At 51.9% G+C, this 20,643-nt stretch carries 17 protein-coding genes and 1 pseudogene; 11 read left to right on the forward strand and 7 right to left on the reverse strand.

What is annotated here, in order from left to right:
- Position 1 precedes the first annotated feature (1 nt).
- Together thrB and thrC are read left to right on the forward strand one after the other, a co-directional pair.
- A complete protein-coding gene (thrB, locus tag OGX96_RS01760) occupies positions 2 to 931 on the forward strand; it encodes a homoserine kinase (RefSeq protein WP_008786144.1) in 930 nt (309 codons plus the stop codon).
- A 3-nt stretch (positions 932 to 934) separates the two neighbouring features.
- Positions 935 to 2,221, forward strand: a complete 1,287-nt coding sequence (thrC, locus tag OGX96_RS01765) for a threonine synthase (RefSeq protein WP_008786145.1) — start codon at positions 935 to 937, stop codon at positions 2,219 to 2,221.
- An 84-nt stretch (positions 2,222 to 2,305) separates the two neighbouring features.
- On the opposite strand, the gene yaaA is transcribed toward thrC, so the two are convergent.
- Positions 2,306 to 3,079: a peroxide stress protein YaaA gene (gene yaaA / locus OGX96_RS01770; protein ID WP_032942329.1), complete on the reverse strand. Its 774-nt coding sequence runs from the start codon at positions 3,077 to 3,079 to the stop codon at positions 2,306 to 2,308.
- A 77-nt stretch (positions 3,080 to 3,156) separates the two neighbouring features.
- A complete protein-coding gene (locus OGX96_RS01775; RefSeq protein WP_020996236.1) occupies positions 3,157 to 4,587 on the reverse strand; it encodes an alanine/glycine:cation symporter family protein in 1,431 nt (476 codons plus the stop codon).
- Between the two features lie 273 nt (positions 4,588 to 4,860).
- Between OGX96_RS01775 and tal the strand changes: the two genes are divergently transcribed.
- The 3 genes from tal to OGX96_RS01790 all read left to right on the forward strand — a co-directional run bounded on the left by tal (position 4,861) and on the right by OGX96_RS01790 (position 7,944).
- Entirely contained in the window at positions 4,861 to 5,814 is a 954-nt protein-coding gene (gene tal / locus OGX96_RS01780) for a transaldolase (RefSeq protein ID WP_003829752.1), read from the forward strand.
- A 110-nt stretch (positions 5,815 to 5,924) separates the two neighbouring features.
- Complete coding sequence (gene mog / locus OGX96_RS01785; RefSeq protein WP_003018973.1) at positions 5,925 to 6,512, forward strand: molybdopterin adenylyltransferase; 588 nt, start codon at positions 5,925 to 5,927, stop codon at positions 6,510 to 6,512.
- A gap of 124 nt (positions 6,513 to 6,636) precedes the next feature.
- Entirely contained in the window at positions 6,637 to 7,944 is a 1,308-nt protein-coding gene (locus OGX96_RS01790; RefSeq protein ID WP_286582105.1) for an MFS transporter, read from the forward strand.
- A 34-nt stretch (positions 7,945 to 7,978) separates the two neighbouring features.
- On the opposite strand, the gene satP is transcribed toward OGX96_RS01790, so the two are convergent.
- On the reverse strand, positions 7,979 to 8,545 hold the full coding sequence (gene satP / locus OGX96_RS01795) for an acetate uptake transporter (RefSeq protein ID WP_003829744.1): 567 nt from the start codon (positions 8,543 to 8,545) through the stop codon (positions 7,979 to 7,981).
- A 351-nt stretch (positions 8,546 to 8,896) separates the two neighbouring features.
- Positions 8,897 to 9,301 carry a DUF2541 family protein gene (locus tag OGX96_RS01800; protein ID WP_057066993.1) on the reverse strand — a complete coding sequence of 135 codons (405 nt, stop codon included), beginning with the start codon at positions 9,299 to 9,301 and terminating at the stop codon, positions 8,897 to 8,899.
- Between the two features lie 384 nt (positions 9,302 to 9,685).
- Between OGX96_RS01800 and dnaK the strand changes: the two genes are divergently transcribed.
- The 4 genes from dnaK (at position 9,686) to nhaR (ending at position 15,132) form a co-directional block, all read left to right on the forward strand.
- Positions 9,686 to 11,608, forward strand: a complete 1,923-nt coding sequence (gene dnaK, locus OGX96_RS01805) for a molecular chaperone DnaK (RefSeq protein ID WP_003829739.1) — start codon at positions 9,686 to 9,688, stop codon at positions 11,606 to 11,608.
- 85 nt (positions 11,609 to 11,693) lie between these two features.
- Positions 11,694 to 12,827: a molecular chaperone DnaJ gene (gene dnaJ, locus OGX96_RS01810; RefSeq protein ID WP_003829737.1), complete on the forward strand. Its 1,134-nt coding sequence runs from the start codon at positions 11,694 to 11,696 to the stop codon at positions 12,825 to 12,827.
- Positions 12,828 to 13,033: 206 nt separating this feature from the next.
- The gene (gene nhaA / locus OGX96_RS01815) at positions 13,034 to 14,200 is read left to right on the forward strand and encodes a Na+/H+ antiporter NhaA (RefSeq protein ID WP_137378059.1); all 1,167 of its coding nucleotides are present in this window, start codon (positions 13,034 to 13,036) and stop codon (positions 14,198 to 14,200) included.
- Between the two features lie 38 nt (positions 14,201 to 14,238).
- Positions 14,239 to 15,132: a transcriptional activator NhaR gene (gene nhaR, locus OGX96_RS01820; protein WP_275259848.1), complete on the forward strand. Its 894-nt coding sequence runs from the start codon at positions 14,239 to 14,241 to the stop codon at positions 15,130 to 15,132.
- Between the two features lie 54 nt (positions 15,133 to 15,186).
- Here nhaR and OGX96_RS01825 read toward each other — a convergent pair whose 3' ends face one another.
- From OGX96_RS01825 to rpsT, 3 genes are all read right to left on the reverse strand, one after another.
- Complete coding sequence (locus OGX96_RS01825) at positions 15,187 to 17,226, reverse strand: glycoside hydrolase family 31 protein (protein ID WP_286582110.1); 2,040 nt, start codon at positions 17,224 to 17,226, stop codon at positions 15,187 to 15,189.
- Positions 17,227 to 17,269: 43 nt separating this feature from the next.
- A complete protein-coding gene (locus OGX96_RS01830; protein WP_048236162.1) occupies positions 17,270 to 18,640 on the reverse strand; it encodes an MFS transporter in 1,371 nt (456 codons plus the stop codon).
- 458 nt (positions 18,641 to 19,098) lie between these two features.
- The gene (gene rpsT / locus OGX96_RS01835; RefSeq protein ID WP_003018940.1) at positions 19,099 to 19,362 is read right to left on the reverse strand and encodes a 30S ribosomal protein S20; all 264 of its coding nucleotides are present in this window, start codon (positions 19,360 to 19,362) and stop codon (positions 19,099 to 19,101) included.
- Between the two features lie 105 nt (positions 19,363 to 19,467).
- Here rpsT and OGX96_RS01840 point away from each other — a divergent pair.
- A pseudogene (locus OGX96_RS01840) lies at positions 19,468 to 19,683 on the forward strand (DUF2575 domain-containing protein).
- 7 nt (positions 19,684 to 19,690) lie between these two features.
- Positions 19,691 to 20,629, forward strand: a complete 939-nt coding sequence (ribF, locus tag OGX96_RS01845) for a bifunctional riboflavin kinase/FAD synthetase (RefSeq protein ID WP_003829725.1) — start codon at positions 19,691 to 19,693, stop codon at positions 20,627 to 20,629.
- The last annotated feature ends 14 nt before the right edge of the window (positions 20,630 to 20,643 follow it).

The following is a 20,643-nucleotide window of genomic DNA, read 5'->3' on the forward strand; positions in this document are numbered from 1 at the left end:
CATGGTGAGAGTTTATGCCCCGGCTTCCAGTGCCAATATGAGCGTCGGGTTTGATGTACTCGGTGCGGCGGTAACTCCGGTGGATGGTTCGCTGTTGGGTGATGTGGTGTCCGTTGAGGCGGCTGACCAGTTCAGCCTGAACAACCTTGGGCGCTTTGCCAACAAACTGCCGTCCGAGCCACGTGAAAATATTGTCTACCAGTGTTGGGAGCGATTCTGCCAGGAGCTGGGTAAAACCGTTCCGGTGGCGATGACGCTGGAAAAAAATATGCCGATTGGCTCCGGGTTAGGCTCCAGCGCCTGTTCCGTCGTGGCGGCGTTAGTCGCTATGAACGAACATTGCGGTAAGCCGCTCAACGATACGCGCCTGTTAGCGATAATGGGCGAACTTGAAGGGCGTATCTCCGGCAGCATTCATTACGATAACGTCGCTCCGTGCTTTTTGGGCGGTATGCAGTTAATGATTGAAGAAAACGGCATTATTAGCCAGCAGGTGCCAGGCTTTGATGAGTGGCTGTGGGTACTGGCGTATCCAGGGATTAAAGTGTCGACGGCTGAAGCGCGGGCGATTCTCCCAGCGCAGTATCGCCGTCAGGACTGTATCGCTCACGGGCGGCATCTGGCTGGATTCATCCATGCCTGCTATTCCCGTCAGCCTCTTCTGGCCGCGAAGCTGATGAAAGATGTCATTGCTGAGCCGTATCGTACCCGCTTGCTGCCAGGCTTTAGCCAGGCGCGTCAGGCGGTCGCAGAAATTGGCGCGCTGGCCAGCGGTATATCCGGGTCAGGGCCGACGCTGTTCGCTTTGTGCGATAAGCCGGATACGGCACAGCGCGTAGCAGATTGGCTGGGTAAAAATTACCTACAAAATCAGGAAGGCTTTGTTCATATTTGCCGGCTGGACACGGCGGGCGCACGGGTACTGGGATAATCAATGAAACTGTATAATCTGAAAGATCACAACGAACAGGTCAGCTTTGCACAGGCTGTTACGCAAGGACTGGGCAAGAATCAGGGATTGTTTTTTCCGCACGATCTACCGGAATTCAATCTGACAGAAGTGGATGAGATGCTGAACCAGGACTTCGTTAGCCGCAGCGCGAAGATCCTGTCCGCATTTATTGGTGATGAGATCCCTCAGGAAATTCTGGAAGAGCGCGTGCGTGCGGCATTTGCCTTTCCGGCTCCGGTTGCCCAGGTTGCCGCGGATGTCGGCTGTCTGGAACTGTTCCACGGCCCTACGCTTGCATTTAAAGACTTTGGCGGGCGCTTTATGGCGCAGATGCTGACGCACATCAGTGGCGACAAACCGGTAACGATTCTGACGGCGACTTCCGGAGACACCGGGGCGGCGGTTGCGCATGCCTTTTATGGACTGAAAAATGTGCGCGTGGTGATCCTCTACCCGAACGGCAAGATCAGCCCATTACAGGAAAAACTGTTCTGTACGCTGGGCGGTAATATTGAAACTGTGGCGATTGATGGCGATTTTGATGCCTGCCAGGCGCTGGTGAAACAGGCGTTTGATGACGAAGAGCTGAAGGTGGCTCTGGGACTGAACTCGGCGAACTCAATTAACATCAGCCGCCTGTTGGCGCAAATCTGTTACTACTTTGAGGCTGTGGCCCAACTGCCGCAAGAGGCGCGTAATCAACTGGTGATTTCCGTTCCCAGCGGTAACTTTGGCGATCTGACCGCCGGGCTGCTGGCGAAATCACTGGGCTTGCCGGTGAAGCGTTTTATCGCGGCGACGAACGTTAACGATACGGTTCCGCGTTTCCTTGCAGAAGGTGAGTGGGCGCCGAAAGCGACCCAGGCAACGTTGTCGAATGCGATGGATGTCAGCCAGCCGAACAACTGGCCGCGCGTGGAAGAACTGTTCCGCCGTAAAATCTGGCGTCTGAATGAGCTGGGTTATGCCGCTGTTGACGATGCAACAACTCAGGACACGATGCGTGAGTTACATGAGATAGGCTACACCTCAGAACCGCATGCGGCGGTGGCTTACCGAGCGCTGCGTGACCAACTGAATCCTGGCGAGTACGGCCTGTTCCTTGGTACTGCGCATCCGGCGAAGTTTAAAGAAAGCGTTGAAGAGATTCTTGACCTGACGCTGGCGTTGCCAAAAGAACTGGCGGAACGCGCGGACCTGCCGCTGCTTTCTCATCACCTGCCAGCTGATTTTGCTGAACTGCGCAAGCTGATGATGACCCGCGGTTAACGGTTGCGCCCGCTGGCGCTTTGCATAGCGGGCCGACAAAACCTGTAGGCCGGATAAGGCGTTAGCCGTCATCCGGCCTTTTTACTATTGCTCGTGGCGTTTAAACACCAGTTCGCCGTTTCCTGATGCTTCTTCATCAAAGAAGTAGCCTTCGCTGTTAAATGCGGTCAGCTGTTCCGGTTGCGTTAAGCGGTTCTCAATAATGTAGCGACTCATCAGGCCGCGCGCTTTTTTGGCATAGAAGCTGATGACTTTAAACTTGCCGTTCTTCTCGTCGAGGAAGACCGGTTTGATAAGCTCAGCGTTGAGTTTTTTCGGCTTCACGGATTTAAAATACTCATCCGAGGCGAGGTTGATCACCACGCTGTCGCCTTGCGCTTCCAGCGCTTCGTTAAGTTTATCGGTGATGGTATCTCCCCAGAACTGGTAGAGATCTTTACCCTTCGCATTGGCCAGACGAATGCCCATCTCCAGACGGTATGGCTGCATCAAATCCAGCGGACGCAAAACGCCGTACAACCCGGACAGCATCCGTAAATGCTGTTGAGCGAAGTCGAAATCCGCCTCGCTGAAGGTTTCAGCCTGCAACCCTGTATAGACGTCGCCTTTAAACGCCAGAATGGCCTGACGTGCATTGTCCGGCGTGAAGTCAGGCTGCCAGTCATGGAAACGGGTGGCGTTCAGATCCGCCAGCTTGTCGCTAATCCCCATCAGCTTGCCAATCTGCGGTGCAGAGAGCTGGCGTGCCACGTGAATAAGCTGCTGAGAGTGATCCAGCAACTCGGGCAGCGTATGACGTGTCGTTGCCAGCGGGCTTTGGTAGTCGAGCGTTTTTGCAGGTGAAATCAGAATCAGCATATCCAGTCCTTGCAGGAAATTTACTGCGACTTTAGCAAAAAAAACGACTGAATTGATCGATGGTTGCGATTGCCGCGCTATTCGCGCGGCGTTTCATCCCAGCTATCGGGCGCAAGCTGTTGTCTGATATCAGGATAACGGCGCGGATCGAATTCCGGGCGCACCCCGAGTTTTCGCTGGCGCAGATAGTCGCTGGCGATGGTATGGACAACCGGAGAAAGCAGAAGAATCGCCGTCAGGTTAGTAATGGCCATACAGGCCATGATGATGTCGGCAAGTTGCCAGACCAGCGGAAAACTGATTAACGTACCGCCAATGACGGTGCAAACGGTGGCAATACGTAATAACCAGATAACCCGGATGTTGTCCAGTTTCAGGAAAATGAGGTTGTTTTCCGCATAAATGTAGTTGGCGACGATAGAGCTAAAGGCAAACAGAATCACTATTAAGGCAACGAATCCGGCCCCCCATTCACCCGTCAGCGAGACCATGGCTCGTTGCAGCAACTGGATGCCTTCCATTGGCACATAAGTGGTGCCATTACCCGCCAGTAAAATGATCATTGCGCTGGCCGTACAAAGAATTAGCGTATCGCCCAATACACCAATCATTTGCACAATGCCTTGTGCTGCAGGGTGTGGCGGCCAGGATGCTGCCGAGGCAGCCGCGTTCGGAGTTGAGCCCATTCCGGCTTCATTAGAGAACATACCGCGCTGAAAACCGCTGGCAATGGCCTGGCTTAGCGTATACCCGGCTGCACCGGCCGCGGCTTCCTGCCAGCCAAAGGCGCTTTTTATGATGGTCATGATAATGCCGGGGAGCTGTCCGAAATGCCAAAGGCAGATGACGAGGCTACAACCGATCCACAGCAGCGCCATCATCGGAACAAACCATTGCATCAGGCGGGCAACGCCTTTAATGCCGCCGACGATGACCAGTAATGACACTATTGCCAGTGCGATACCGGAGAAGAGGGGAGGGATGTCAAAAGCAAAGGTCAACGCACGAGAGACTGAGTTTGCCTGCACGCTGTTAAAAATCAGGCCATAGGCAATGAGTAAAAAGATGGCAAACAGCACGCCCATCCAGCGCATGCCCAATCCACGGGCCATATACCATGCAGGACCGCCGCGAAACTGTCCCTTGCTGTCGCGCTCTTTATACAGCTGGGCAAGGGAACATTCGGCGAATGAGGTTGCCATACCAATGACCGCCGAGACCCACATCCAGAAAATGGCTCCCGCGCCGCCGGCGGCGATCGCCAACGCCACACCCGCCAGATTTCCGCTACCGACGCGCGCGGCAAGACTGGTGCACAGAGCCTGAAAAGAAGTTAAACCGCCCGGCTGCGGGCTGATGCTGTTTTTAAGACTTTTGCCAAACTGGCGAATATAGCGGAACTGCACGAACCCTGTACGCCAGGTGAACCAACATCCTGCGCCAAGCAGGAGGTAGATCATCACCGATCCCCAGAGTATTTCATTAATAAATGAGAAAAAATCAGGCATTAACATCCCTCTTGTTGATGCCGGTAAGCGCGAATAATCCCGTGTAAGCGCTACCAATTATCGACCAGTATATACCTTATAAGGTGATTGATTGCGGGAGTTTACCATAACAATGGGTATATCCTTAATTGCGCATCACGAGCTGTGAGATGCGTAATCAGGGCTGAGCGGCGGGTCGGACAATCCAGGCGGTTGCGCTGAGAGTGCGTCGTGCTATCATCAGGGAAGATCGGTTACATCCCCCTAACAAGCTGTTTAAAGAGAATCGCTATCATGACGGACAAATTGACCTCCCTTCGTCAGTTCACCACAGTAGTGGCCGACACCGGAGACATCGCGGCAATGAAGCTGTATCAGCCTCAGGATGCCACAACTAACCCTTCTCTCATTCTTAACGCAGCGCAGATCCCAGAATACCGCAAGCTGATTGATGACGCTGTAGCCTGGGCTAAGCAGCAGAGCAACGACCGCGCACAGCAGATCGTCGACGCGACCGATAAACTGGCAGTAAATATCGGTCTGGAGATCCTGAAACTGGTCCCGGGTCGTATCTCTACTGAAGTTGACGCTCGTCTGTCCTACGACACCGACGCGTCCATCGCGAAAGCAAAACGTCTGATCAAAATGTACAACGATGCTGGCATCAGCAACGATCGCATTCTGATCAAACTGGCTTCAACCTGGCAGGGCATCCGTGCCGCTGAGCAGCTGGAAAAAGAAGGTATCAACTGTAACCTGACTCTGCTGTTCTCCTTCGCGCAGGCGCGCGCATGTGCAGAAGCTGGCGTATATCTGATTTCTCCGTTTGTTGGTCGTATTCTGGACTGGTACAAAGCCAACACTGACAAGAAAGAGTATGCACCGGCAGAAGATCCGGGTGTGGTTTCCGTAACGGAAATCTATGAGTACTACAAACAGCACGGTTACGAAACCGTGGTGATGGGTGCGAGCTTCCGTAACGTCGGCGAAATCATTGAGCTGGCAGGCTGCGATCGTCTGACTATTGCTCCGGCACTGCTGAAAGAACTGGCGGAAAGCGAAGGCACTATCGAACGTAAACTGTCCTTCTCTGGTGAAGTGAAAGCGCGTCCTGCACGCATCACCGAAGCTGAGTTCCTGTGGCAGCACAACCAGGATCCGATGGCTGTAGACAAACTGGCGGACGGTATCCGTAAGTTTGCTGTAGACCAGGGTAAACTGGAAAAAATGATCGGCGATCTGCTGTAATCATTAATGCGTGGCCCTGATATGGGTCACGCTACCTCTTCTGAAACCTGTCTGTCCTTCCCTTCGCAGTGTATCATTCTGTTTAACGAGACTGTTTAAACGGAATAATCATGAATACTTTACGCATTGGCCTGGTTTCCATTTCTGACCGTGCTTCCAGCGGCGTTTACCAGGATAAAGGTATCCCGGCCCTTGAAGAGTGGCTGGCATCTGCCCTTACCACCCCTTTTGAGCTGCAAACGCGACTGATCCCGGATGAACAGGCGATCATCGAACAGACCTTATGTGAGCTGGTGGATGAAATGAGCTGTCATCTGGTGCTGACTACCGGCGGAACGGGTCCGGCCCGCCGCGATGTAACGCCTGATGCCACGCTGGCCGTAGCCGACCGCCAGATGCCGGGCTTTGGCGAGCAGATGCGCCAGATAAGCCTGCACTTTGTGCCAACGGCTATTCTCTCCCGCCAGGTTGGTGTGATTCGCAAACAGGCGTTGATTCTGAATCTGCCAGGGCAGCCGAAATCGATCAAAGAAACGCTGGAAGGCGTGAAAGATGCCGACGGTAAGGTTATCGTGCCGGGTATTTTTGCAAGTGTACCGTATTGTATACAGTTGCTGGATGGGCCGTATGTGGAAACCGCACCGGCTGTTGTAGCATCTTTTCGTCCTAAAAGCGCAATCCGCGATACAAACGCCTGAAAGTAGCCCGATCGTGACATAAGTGCCAATGACAGTGGAGTATTGAATTGTTTACGATATAGTAATTTTTGCTTTACATATATCGACAGACAGATTCAATAACTCCACTGACTCATGGTTTGCTATGTCACAACACACTCGACCGCTGAATCGCCAGGATTATAAAACTCTTACGCTTGCTGCCCTCGGCGGTGCGCTTGAGTTTTATGATTTCATTATCTTCGTCTTCTTTGCCGCTGTTGTTGGCGAACTCTTCTTCCCGGCAGACATTCCTGAATGGCTACGTCAGGTGCAAACCTTCGGCATTTTTGCCGCCGGATATCTGGCGCGTCCGCTGGGTGGCATCATCATGGCGCACTTTGGCGATCTGGTCGGGCGTAAGAAAATGTTCACCCTGAGCATTTTGCTGATGGCGATACCGACGCTGGCGATTGGTCTTTTGCCTACCTACGCCTCAATGGGGATCCTCGCGCCGCTGCTGTTACTGCTGATGCGTATTTTGCAAGGCGCTGCCATCGGCGGAGAAGTGCCCGGCGCGTGGGTGTTCGTGGCAGAGCACGTACCGGAGCACCGCATCGGCATTGCCTGTGGCACGCTGACCGCCGGGCTGACGGTGGGGATTCTGCTGGGATCGGTGGTTGCGACGCTGGTGAATACCAGCCTGACGCAGCAGGCGGTGCATGACTACGGCTGGCGTATCCCGTTCCTGCTGGGTGGCGTGTTTGGGCTGGTGGCGATGTACCTGCGTCGCTGGTTGCAGGAAACGCCCATCTTCCTCAAAATGCAGCAGCGTAAAGCGCTGGCGCAAGAGCTACCGGTGAAGTCGGTGGTGAGCAAACATAAAAAAGCGGTGGTCATTTCCATGCTGCTGACCTGGCTGTTATCGGCCGGGATTGTGGTGGTGATCCTGATGTCGCCAGTCTGGTTGCAGAAGCAGTATGGTTTTGCACCGGCGTTGACGTTACAAGCCAACAGTGTCGCGACCATTATGCTGTGCGTCGGCTGTCTGCTGGCAGGGTTTATTGTCGATCGGGTCGGCGCCAGCAAAACCTTTATTGTCGGCAGCCTGCTGCTGGCCTGTTCAAGCTGGTTTTTCTATCATCTGACCGGTAGCCATCCTCAGCACTTGTTCTTGTTATACGGGCTGGTAGGGTTGTGCGTTGGCGTGGTGGGGGCTGTGCCTTATGTGATGGTGCGGGCGTTTCCGGCGGAGGTCCGCTTTACCGGAATCTCCTTTTCTTACAACGTGTCGTACGCCATTTTTGGTGGTCTGACGCCAATCGCCGTGACGATGTTAATGAGCGTGTCGCCAATGGCTCCGGCCTGGTATGTGCTGGCGTTATCGCTGGTGGGATTAGGTCTGGGGATTTGGCTGCGACAGGATATTTATCATCGCGATACGAGCGTGCAGGGAGAGTTACAGCGCTTGTAAGGAATATCCCCCCGTTTGGGGGGATAGCGTCAGATTAGTGCGCTTCACCGATCGGCAGGATGGTACGGCCAAACTGTTCGTTCAGCACTTCACCCATCGCCAGGTAAATGGCGCTTGCGCCACACACTAAGCCAATCCAGCCAGCAACGTGAATGATCGCTTCGTTACCTGCAATGTTGCCGACCGCCAGCAGTGCGAACAGCACTGTCAGGCTCAGGAAGACAAACTGCAACGCGCGGTTAGCTTTCAGCGTGCCGAAGAACATGAACAGTGTAAACACGCCCCACAGACCCAGGTATACGCCCAGGAACTGACCATTGGTTGCATCCGCCAGGCCCATTTTCGGCATGATCAGGATTGCAACCAGCGTCAGCCAGAACGAACCGTAGGAGGTAAAGGCGGTTAAACCGAAGGTGTTGCCTTTTTTATATTCCAGCAGACCGGCAAATATTTGCGCGATACCGCCGTAGAAAATGCCCATCGCCAGAATAATAACGTCAAAGGCGAAGAAACCCGCGTTGTGCAGGTTAAGCAGAATGGTGGTCATGCCAAAGCCCATCAGGCCCAGCGGTGCCGGATTAGCCAACTTAGTGTTGCCCATAATTCCTCAAAATCATCATTGATTGAATGGTGAAATAGTTTCCCCAAATAACGATCACTGTCTTCGGGGCGCGGCATGATAATCAGGGGAGAGGGCACTGTCTATGATCTAACGAAGGGAAAATGAATTATTTTCCCTGTGATGGGCATCACGCTTACGCGTGGTTGATCATTTTGCTAAGACAGACGATTTGAAGTACCGCCGGGATCTGAGGGATTTGGTGGACGATCTGGTGAGAAATACCCATCGCCAGATGGGCGCGGCAGTGGTTATTCCAGATCAAAGGCTTTCACATCAACCGCGTGTCTGCCCCGCATGTTTTCTATGGCTTCTGAATCAAAATGTGCGGAATTAATCGTCGCCAATAACTTTCAGCGTTGCCATGTCAGAGGAGTTTACTGACTGGCCTGAGAAGGTGATTTTAGACACGCAGCGTTTATTGTCGTTGTCGCTATTAATAGTGATCCAGTTGGTCGTTTGTCCCTCTTTAATGGATGACGGGACGTTCAGGCTTTGGCTGGAAGTGCGTACTGCTTTGAAGTAGACGGATGCGCCGTTAAGTTTAATATCGCCGCGATCGGCGGTGAGCTGAATGCGCTTCACTACCCGGCAAACGGGAATTCTCAGCGTGAGATCGTTGGTTGCGTTGCGGGGCATCGCAATCATACCCAGAACTTTATGATCGTTAGCGTGCGCGGCGCTGCTCAGCAGCAGGCCCATAAGCAGGCTGGTGGAAAGGGTTAACACGGATTTCATGGAATTTCTCTTTGACGGCTGTAAAAGTGTGTGACATCAGACCATCTTACCGCCGACGGGAAACCGTTTCATGGTCGTAATCTTTTCTTTTTATTACAATTTTCACATGAATGACCGTGCTGGTTTTGATTTGTTTTATGAATTGATTTTGATTGGAAACTATTCGTTTTTTTGCCTTTCTGCCTTTTTACCTTAATTTTATCGCCACTGTGCTAAAAAAAATTTTCATGCCCCCCTTGATGACGTGGGTTACGACCCCATCTTGTAGACAACCGCAGTGGTGAGTCTGAAAAAAAACGATTCAGGGTAGTTGAAACCGCACGTTTCGCCCTTATTACAGATTCACAACCACATGATGACCGAATTTTTAGTGGAGACGTTTAGATGGGTAAAATTATTGGTATCGACCTGGGTACTACCAACTCTTGTGTAGCGATTATGGATGGCACTACTGCACGTGTGCTGGAGAACGCCGAGGGCGATCGCACCACGCCTTCTATCATTGCTTATACCCAGGATGGTGAAACTCTGGTTGGTCAGCCGGCTAAACGTCAGGCAGTGACAAACCCGCAAAACACCCTGTTTGCGATTAAACGCCTGATTGGCCGCCGCTTCCAGGACGAAGAAGTACAGCGTGATGAAGCCATCATGCCGTACAAAATCATCGGTGCTGACAACGGTGATGCATGGATTGACGTAAAAGGTCAGAAAATGGCACCGCCGCAGATTTCTGCTGAAGTGCTGAAAAAAATGAAGAAAACGGCTGAAGATTACCTGGGCGAACCGGTAACTGAAGCGGTTATCACCGTACCTGCATACTTCAACGATGCTCAGCGTCAGGCAACCAAAGATGCTGGCCGTATCGCAGGTCTGGAAGTAAAACGTATCATCAACGAACCGACCGCAGCGGCACTGGCTTACGGTCTGGATAAAGAAGTCGGCAACCGTACTATCGCGGTTTATGACCTCGGTGGTGGTACTTTCGATATCTCTATTATCGAAATCGACGAAGTTGACGGCGAAAAAACCTTCGAAGTTCTGGCAACCAACGGTGATACCCACCTGGGTGGTGAAGACTTCGACAGCCGTATGATCAACTACCTGGTTGACGAATTTAAGAAAGATCAGGGTATCGATCTGCGTAATGACCCGCTGGCGATGCAGCGTCTTAAAGAAGCCGCTGAGAAAGCGAAGATCGAACTGTCTTCCGCTCAGCAGACCGACGTGAACCTGCCGTACATTACTGCAGACGCGACTGGTCCGAAACACATGAACATCAAAGTGACCCGTGCGAAACTGGAAAGCCTGGTTGAAGACCTGGTTAACCGTTCTATCGAGCCGCTGAAAGTTGCTCTGCAGGATGCTGGTCTGTCTGTTTCCGACGTTCAGGACGTTATCTTGGTCGGTGGTCAGACTCGTATGCCGATGGTACAGAAGAAAGTTGCTGAGTTCTTCGGTAAAGAGCCGCGTAAAGACGTTAACCCGGACGAAGCAGTGGCAATCGGTGCTGCCGTTCAGGGTGGTGTATTGACCGGTGATGTGAAAGACGTGCTGCTGCTGGACGTTACCCCGCTGTCTCTGGGTATCGAAACCATGGGTGGCGTGATGACTCCACTGATCGCGAAAAACACCACTATCCCGACCAAGCACAGCCAGGTGTTCTCTACCGCTGAAGACAACCAGTCTGCGGTAACCATCCACGTGCTGCAGGGTGAACGTAAACGTGCCGCTGATAACAAAGATCTGGGTCAGTTTAACCTGGATGGTATCAGCCCGGCTCCGCGCGGTATGCCGCAGATCGAAGTTACTTTTGACATCGATGCCGACGGTATCCTGCACGTTTCCGCGAAAGACAAAAACAGCGGTAAAGAGCAGAAGATCACCATCAAGGCTTCTTCTGGTCTGAACGAAGAAGAAATTCAGAAAATGGTTCGCGAAGCAGAAGCGAACGCAGAATCTGACCGTAAGTTTGAAGAGCTGGTTCAGACTCGTAACCAGGGTGACCATCTGCTGCACAGTACTCGTAAGCAGGTTGAAGAAGCAGGCGACAAACTGCCGGCTGACGACAAAACTGCCATCGAGTCTGCACTGACCGCACTGGAAACTTCTCTGAAAGGCGAAGACAAAGCGGATATCGAAGCGAAAATGCAGGCGCTGGCACAGGTTTCCCAGAAACTGATGGAAATCGCTCAGCAGCAGCACGCACAGCAGCAGGCTGGTGCAGCAGGCGCTGATGCTTCTGCAAACAACGCGAAAGATGACGACGTTGTCGATGCCGAGTTTGAAGAAGTGAAAGACAAAAAATAATCGCCCTTTGAACGGGTAATTACTGGCACGGGCGAAGAGGTTTCCTCTCCGCCCGTGCACGCATGTTAGGGGCAGATAAAAAGAGATGGCTAAGCAAGACTATTACGAGATTTTAGGCGTTTCCAAGTCAGCGGAAGAGCGTGAAATCAAAAAGGCCTACAAGCGCCTGGCCATGAAATTTCACCCGGACCGCAACCAGGGTGATAAAGAGGCCGAAGCCAAGTTTAAAGAGATCAAAGAAGCGTACGAAATCCTGACCGATGCGCAAAAACGTGCGGCTTACGATCAGTACGGTCATGCTGCGTTTGAGCAAGGCGGCATGGGCGGCGGCGGCGGTTTTGGCGGCGGGGCTGACTTCAGCGATATCTTTGGTGACGTGTTTGGCGATATCTTTGGCGGCGGTCGTGGTCGTCAGCGCGCCTCACGTGGTGCTGATTTACGTTACAACATGGATCTCACTCTGGAAGAAGCCGTGCGTGGCGTCACCAAAGAGATCCGTATTCCGACTCTGGAAGAGTGTGACGTCTGCCACGGTAGCGGTGCGAAGGCAGGTACTCAGCCACAGACCTGCCCAACCTGTCACGGTTCTGGTCAGGTACAGATGCGTCAGGGCTTTTTTGCCGTACAACAGACCTGTCCACACTGTCAGGGCCGCGGTACGCTGATCAAAGATCCGTGCAACAAATGCCACGGTCATGGTCGTGTTGAGAAAAGCAAAACGCTGTCCGTTAAGATCCCGGCAGGGGTTGATACCGGCGACCGCATTCGTTTAGCGGGCGAAGGTGAAGCCGGTGAACATGGTGCGCCAGCAGGTGATTTGTACGTTCAGGTGCAGGTAAAACAGCACCCAATTTTCGAACGTGAAGGCAATAACCTGTACTGCGAAGTACCGATTAACTTTGCGATGGCTGCGCTGGGCGGCGAGATTGAAGTCCCAACGCTGGACGGTCGCGTGAAGCTAAAAATTCCGGGCGAAACGCAAACTGGCAAACTTTTCCGCATGCGTGGAAAGGGCGTCAAGTCTGTACGCGGTGGCGCTCAGGGCGACCTGCTGTGCCGCGTGGTGGTTGAAACCCCAGTGGGCCTGAACGACAAGCAGAAGCAACTGCTCAAAGATCTGCAGGACAGCTTTGGCGGCCCGACCGGCGAACAAAACAGTCCGCGCTCCAAAAGTTTCTTCGACGGTGTGAAGAAGTTCTTTGACGATCTGACTCGCTAATTCGCAGTTTTATCTCGAATAAAAAGCCTGGGACTGAAAAGTCTCAGGCTTTTTTATTTCTGTTTTCCGCTCGGAAAATCTTTATCGACTTACTCTGTATAGATCGTAAAAACCGATTTATCCATCATGAATAATCTAATTTTAACGAGCTTTTTGAGGGTGTAAGATAGTATTTACGAAGTATTCACCCAATAGAGAGAATAAAAGTGAAACATCTGCATCGTTTTTTTAGTAGTGACGCCTCGGGGGGCATCATTCTGATCATCGCAGCCGTGGTCGCTATGCTGATGGCAAATATCGGGGTTACCAGTGGATGGTACCACGCCTTTTTGGAAACGCCCGTTCAACTGCGGGTTGGCGCGCTTGAGATCAACAAAAATATGCTGCTGTGGATCAACGACGCGTTGATGGCGGTGTTCTTCCTGTTGATTGGTCTGGAAGTAAAGCGCGAGTTAATGCAAGGTTCGCTGGCCAGTCTGCGTCAGGCGGCGTTCCCGATCATTGCTGCTATCGGGGGCATGATTGTCCCGGCGCTGCTGTACCTGGCATTCAACTATGCCGATCCCATCACCCGTGAAGGGTGGGCGATCCCGGCGGCAACGGATATCGCTTTTGCGTTAGGTGTGCTGGCGTTGTTGGGCAGTCGTGTACCACTGGCGTTGAAAATCTTCCTGATGGCGCTGGCGATTATTGATGACCTCGGCGCTATCGTAATCATCGCACTGTTCTATACCAGCGATCTCTCGCTGCTGTCGCTGGGCGTTGCCGCGTGCGCAATCCTTGTTTTGGCAGGATTGAATCTGTGCGGAGTGAGACGCACCGGTATTTATATTCTGGTCGGCGTGGTGCTGTGGACTGCCGTACTGAAGTCTGGCGTGCATGCAACGCTGGCGGGCGTGATTGTGGGCTTCTTCATTCCATTGAAGGAAAAACACGGGCGTTCACCGGCGAAGCGATTGGAGCATGTTCTGCATCCATGGGTGGCATACCTGATCCTGCCACTGTTTGCTTTCGCCAACGCGGGTGTTTCACTGCAGGGCGTCACTATTGATGGACTGACCTCGGTGTTACCGCTGGGGATCATTGCGGGTTTGTTGATCGGCAAACCGTTGGGTATCAGTCTGTTTTGCTGGCTGGCGTTACGCCTCAAGGTGGCGCAATTGCCGGAAGGAACGAATTTCCAGCAGATTATGGCGGTCGGTATTCTTTGCGGCATTGGCTTTACGATGTCGATTTTTATTGCCAGCCTGGCGTTTGGCAACGTCGATCCTGAGCTGATTAACTGGGCAAAACTGGGGATCCTGATCGGCTCCTTGTTGTCGGCAGTGATAGGTTACTGCTGGTTACGTGCCCGGTTGAACGCATCAGCCTGACGGGATAACCCTTTCGTGACAATTTTCAGGGAGAGAGTATGTCTCATATAAATTACAACCATCTGTACTACTTTTGGCATGTCTATAAAGAAGGGTCAGTGGTTGGTGCAGCAGAAGCGCTTTATCTGACACCGCAGACCATTACCGGGCAGATTAAAGCGCTTGAGGAACGCTTACAGGGAAAATTGTTTAAGCGGAAGGGGCGTGGGCTGGAGCCCAGTGAGTTAGGCGAATTGGTTTTTCGTTACGCGGATAAGATGTTCACCTTAAGCCAGGAAATGCTGGATATCGTGAACTACCGCAAAGAGTCTAATTTGCTGTTCGATGTCGGCGTGGCGGATGCGCTATCGAAGCAGTTGGTCAGCAGCGTACTGGATGCCGCTGTGGTTGAAGATGAACAAATCCATCTGCGTTGTTTTGAGTCAACGCACGAGATGCTGTTGGATCAACTCAGCCAGCATAAGCTGGATATGATTATCTCCGACTGTCCGATTGATTCAACGCAGCAGGAAGGGTTGTTCTCAGTGCGGATAGGCGAATGCAGCGTGAGTTTTTGGTGCACCAAACCGCTGCCTGAGAAACCATTCCCGGCCTGTCTTGAAGAGCGTCGGTTGCTGATCCCAGGGCGCCGTTCGATGCTCGGACGTAAGCTGCTGAACTGGATCAACTCACAAGGATTGAATGTCGAAATCCTCGGTGAGTTTGATGACGCTGCGCTGATGAAAGCGTTTGGGGCAACGCATAATGCTATTTTTGTTGCACCTACGCTGTATTCGCACAATTTCTATGCCGATGATTCTATTGTTGAAATTGGACGCGTAGAAAATGTGATGGAAGAGTATCACGCCATATTTGCGGAAAGAATGATCCAGCATCCGGCGGTGCAGCGTATTTGCAATGCGGACTACTCGGCATTGTTCAAGCTACAGTAGACATACTTACCGTAATACTCCCGGCTGCGGTACTCACCCGCAGCCGGTTTCATGCTATAGCCTCAATAAGCTACGATACTGCCCACCTTCGCGGATAAATACCGGAATTTTGTTCAATGGCGCGGCATAGTGCAACGTTTGCCCTCCCGAATAACTCTCGCCGGTCGTAAGATCCGTCCATGTTTCCCCTTCCGGTAGCCAGATATCACGTTCGCGCATACCTTCATGCATTACGGGGGCAATCAGCAGGTCAGGACCAAAACAGTACTGGTCAGTGATTGCCCAACTTGTTTCCTGTTCGGGGAAATCAAAAAACAGGGGGCGCATCACTGGCGTATTGTGCTTATGGGTTTCCTCCATCAGCGCTTTGATATAGGGCTTCAGTTTCTCTCGCAACGCCAGGCAACCCGTCAGTACGTCGCACACGTCCTCACCGTAGCTCCAGACTTCGTTCGGTGCACCGGTAGGACACTGGGCGATACCATCCCGGTACGGTTGTTCCGGTAAAATCTGCGGATCGCGGTTGCCGTGCAGACGCATCACCGGGCTAAATACGCCCCACTGGAACCAGCGGATCAGCAGTTCATGGAAATGTGGGTCGTGAATATTACCGCCATGAAAACCACCGATATCCGTCGTCCACCACGGTATCCCCGCGATTCCCATATTGAGTCCGGCGGCAAACTGGTTGCGTAGCGATCTAAACGAGGAGTGAATATCACCTGACCAGACCAGTGCGCCATACTTTTGACTGCCGGCCCAGGCGCAGCGTAGCAGGTTGATAACCTTGTCTTCACCATCGGCTTTCATACCATCAAAAAAGGTTTTGGCGTACATTCGCGGGTAGATATTGCCCACTTCCAGTACCGGCCCGGCATGGTAGCGATAGTTGTCATAGTCATAAACGCTGAACTCAGGTTCGGCTTCGTCTAACCAGAATAGCTTCACGCCCTTATCATAATAGTTGCGTTTGGCTTTGCCCCAGACGTAGTCCCGCGCACCCGGATGGGTAGCATCAAAGAAAGTGGTGTTGCCGAGGAAATCCATATTGATCGGCAAGCCACGTTCCGTTTGTACCAGCCAGCCGTTTTCGCGCATCTCCCGATAGCTTTCTGTGCGGTTATCCACCGTCGGCCAGACGGAGACCATCAGCTCAATTTCCAGCGATTTCAGCTCGGCAATCATGGCATCAGGGTCGGGCCAGTCGCGCGCATCGAACATCCAGTCACCCTGATTCGGCCAGTGAAAGAAGTCGATAACGATCACCGAGATGGGCAGATTGCGGCGCTTATATTCGCGGGCAACCTCCAGCAGCTCTGCCTGCGTACGATAGCGGAGTTTGCACTGCCAGAAGCCCATGGCGTAGTCCGGCATCATCGGCGGTGTGCCGGTAGCCAGCGCATATGCCCGGCTAATTTCTGCTGGGGTATCGCCAGCCGTGATCCAGTAGTCCAGCTGTTCGCTGACCTGTGCTTCCCATTCGGTAACGTTGTGGGCAAAGGTTACGCGCCCGACTGCCGGGTTGTTCCATAAAAATCCGTAGCCCAGACTGGAGAGCATAAACGGTACTGAGGCCTGGGAGTTACGTTGCGCCAGCTCAAGAACGCATCCTTTGAGATCCAGGTTAGCCTGTTGATACTGCCCCATACCATAAATTTTTTCCCCTTCGGTGGCTTCGAAGCGGGCTTTAAGTGAATATTTCCCACCCTGAATAGGTCGGAATTCGCGCCCTTCAAGGTTGAGTGCGCTGACGTACTGGCCGTGAGAAGATTCATCCTCGCCAATTTCGCCCCGCAGGCGCCAGAACTCCTGCAACAGAGGTTTGTGTGGATGGCGGTAAAAGGTAACTTGTCCTTTTTGATTGACGATAGCGATAATTTTGCCGTTGGTCAGCGTCGCCTGGTGGTGCTCATAATCAATGTGGCAGTGGCTTTCTGCGACTGGCTCAGTCAATGCCCAGTCTTCATTTCTCATTACCGGCAGATGACGGCCACTGCGTACGCGCAGGCTGTTCTCGCCCCAGGGTTCAATCCATAAATAGCGATCGTTTTGCTGCCAGACCAGGCGACGCGGGTCATGTTGCATAAATGGCATGGTGGTGCCTCCCATATTTCGAGGGTGAAGGTAAAGATCGTTTTTAGTTGATGGTTTCCAGATCGTGGCGAATCTTCTCTTCCATCGCTTCGTATTTACGAAAGAAAAGTAGTGGGATCGCTGCGAGCGCGAAGAGTAGGGCGGGTGCCCAGATAAAGGCCCAGGTAATTCCCTCCAGACCCGCAGCACTCTGGGCATGGTTGGGGACATAGCCAAAACTGTTCATGATCCAGGCAGCGAAAGCGGTACCGAGGCCACTACCCATCTTGATGCAGAAGGTGCTGCCGAAGGCGATAAGAATGCCGGTAGCCTTAATACCCGTCTTCCATGCGCCGAAGTCGACTGCGAAGCCCAGCATGGCAAACGGCATTGAGCAGGCGATACCGCTGCCGATATTGCCGAGTACCCAGGCGGCGATGAGAAAAGGAATGTTGTCCGCTGCCAGCCACATCATGATGCCGCCAAGCGTGGCGACCAGCAGACCGCCTACCCATATCCACGTTTTAGCCAGGTATTTGCTAAAGAAGGGGATAGCGATGATAAACAGGATCTGAATTGTCGCCAGGCTGTTAATCAGCGGAACCAGATCTTTGCGGTCGAGGTTGTAGGTAAGATAGTAGACAATCGTTGTGGAGCGTTGTTGTAGGGCAATCCAGAAGATCAGGTTTGCCAGCACCATCAGGATCCATGGCCAGTTGCCTTTCATTGCCGCAAAACTCTTTTTCATCGGCAATTTAGGTTCTTGCTGAATTTTATCCGTATTCATTTCTCGGATATTTTTAAAGGCGAAAAGCGTTAACGAACAGGATATTACGGCAAATATAATCGCCGTATAAATAAAACCCGCATGATCATTTCCGTTACCTAAAAAAGCAACTAACGGCAGTGCGGTCGCATTCATTAATAAAACCCCAATTTGCCCACCGGTCATTCGCCAGGAATTTAAAACCAGTCTTTCCTTAGGAGATAAGGTCATCAGGGGTAATATTGCACTGAGCGGTGTATTAAGTCCGGTAAATAGAATGCTGGCAATCATATAAGATATTGCTGCATAGATAGCTTTTCCGGTCATACTGATATCAGGAGACCAAAATGACAGGGCGCTGAATACGGCAAAAGGTAATGGCAACCATAAAAACCAGGGGCGGCATTTACCGTAACGCGAACGCGTTTTATCGATGATGATCCCCCATATGGGGGCGTCTATGCCATCGACAATACGCGCCAGCAGCAGGATGACGCCTGCTACGGCGAGGCTAATACCTGCAACGTCTGTGTAGAAATATAAAATGTAAGTTGAACCGAAACAATACAGCAGATTACCCGCCACATCCAAAGAGCCGTAGCTAATACGCTGTAGTAAAGATAATGATGTTGACCCGCATGACTGGGTATCCTCAATAACAGAACTCATAATAATAACTCCGATACTGGAACGATACGCCCAGAAAAACAGCTTCTACTTTCCAAGCAAGTTTTAAATATTATTTTTTATGTCGTTACTGAATTTAACCTCAGATTAAAATGAGTGAGTAAGGTGTACATGAAAAGTAGTTAACCCTACCGCGGCAATCAATTATCAAATCTTACATCAGGATTGCGTTTATTCGTTTTTGAATGAACGATGTTTCTATTTGCTAAGGTGGTCACAGTTTTTTTAATAATGAAATAAAAAAAGGAAAACAGTGAAAGAAAATAACTTTCACGTATTACGCGACGCGACTGAGGAAGGGATAGCTGAAAAAACAGGCTGGTCAGGAAGAGTGTGAACGAGCGAGAACAACATCAGTGGCTAAAGAGAAAAACGTCAGATAGCAGGCATAAAAAAACCCGCTTGCGCGGGTTTTTCACAAAGCGACAACAAGCAGGCGATTAAGCCAGTTTGTTGATCTGTGCAGTCAGGTTTGCTTTATGACGTGCAGCTTTGTTTTTGTGGATCAGACCTTTAGCAGCCTGACGGTCCACGATTGGTTGCATTTCGTTAAATGCTTTCAGTGCAGTAGCTTTGTCGCCAGCTTCGATAGCTGCGTATACTTTCTTGATGAAAGTACGCATCATAGAGCGACGGCTAGCGTTGTGCTTGCGGGCCTTTTCAGACTGAACGGCGCGCTTCTTAGCTGATTTGATATTAGCCAAGGTCCAACTCCCAAATGTGTTCTATATGGACAATTCAAAGGCCGAGGAATATGCCCTTTTAGCCTTCTTTTGTCAATGGATTTGTGCAAATAAGCGCCGTTTAAATTGCAGCACTCGTTGCGTAGTGATGGCGCAGGATTCTACCAGCTTGCGTGGCGTGAATACAGCTTTTCCACGAGAAAAATTGCATTGGCGTGCCCGTGAAGGTCTGCAATTTGTTTCATAACAATGAAAACAATCCTCTTTCTGTTTCGTAGAAACAATCGCCGGTTAACGTTGACCGCGGTACAGGGTATACTTTCACGATTTTCACTGTTTTGAGCCAGACATGAAGCTGATACGAGGCATACATAATCTCAGTCAGGCCCCGCATGGGTGTGTGCTGACTATTGGTAATTTCGACGGCGTGCACCGTGGCCACCGTGCGTTGCTGCAGGGTTTACGGGAAGAAGGGCGCAAACGCAATTTACCGGTGATGGTGATGATTTTCGAGCCGCAGCCGCTGGAGCTGTTTGCGACCGACAAGTCACCTGCGCGCCTCACTCGCCTGCGCGAAAAACTGCGTTATCTGGCGGAATGCGGCGTGGACTACGTGCTGTGCGTGCGTTTTGACAGGCGCTTTGCGGCATTAACGGCGCAGACCTTCATCAGCGATCTGCTGGTTAAGCGCCTTGGTGTACAATTTCTTGCCGTTGGTGATGATTTCCGCTTTGGCGCTAGCCGTGCGGGCGATTTCTTGTTATTACAGGAAGCGGGCGCTGAGTATGGTTTTGATATCACCAGCACCCAAACCTTCTGCGAAGGCGGTGTGCGCATTAGCAGCACCGCGGTACGTCAGGCGCTGGCAGAAGATAACCTGCAACTGGCCGAAAGCCTGCTTGGGCATCCTTTTACTATCTCAGGACGTGTCGTTCACGGTGATGAATTAGGGCGCACCATCGGTTTTCCGACGGCAAACTTACCGCTGCGTCGCCAGGTTTCTCCGGTGAAAGGGGTTTATGCGGTTGAAGTGATGGGACTGGGCGATAAACCGTTGCCCGGCGTCGCCAACATCGGCACCCGCCCGACGGTAGCAGGCGTACGCCAACAGTTGGAAGTGCATCTATTGGACGTTGTAATGGACCTGTATGGTCGCCATATAGATGTAGTACTGCGTAAAAAAATACGCAGCGAACAGCGATTTGCCTCGCTGGATGAACTAAAAGCGCAGATTGCGCGTGATGAGTTGACTGCCCGTGAATTTTTTGGGCTAACAAAACCGGCTTAATGCCTATACGAGTT

The sequence above is a fragment of the Citrobacter sp. Cpo100 genome, assembly GCF_030332595.1.
GTDB classification, from domain to species: domain Bacteria; phylum Pseudomonadota; class Gammaproteobacteria; order Enterobacterales; family Enterobacteriaceae; genus Citrobacter; species Citrobacter portucalensis.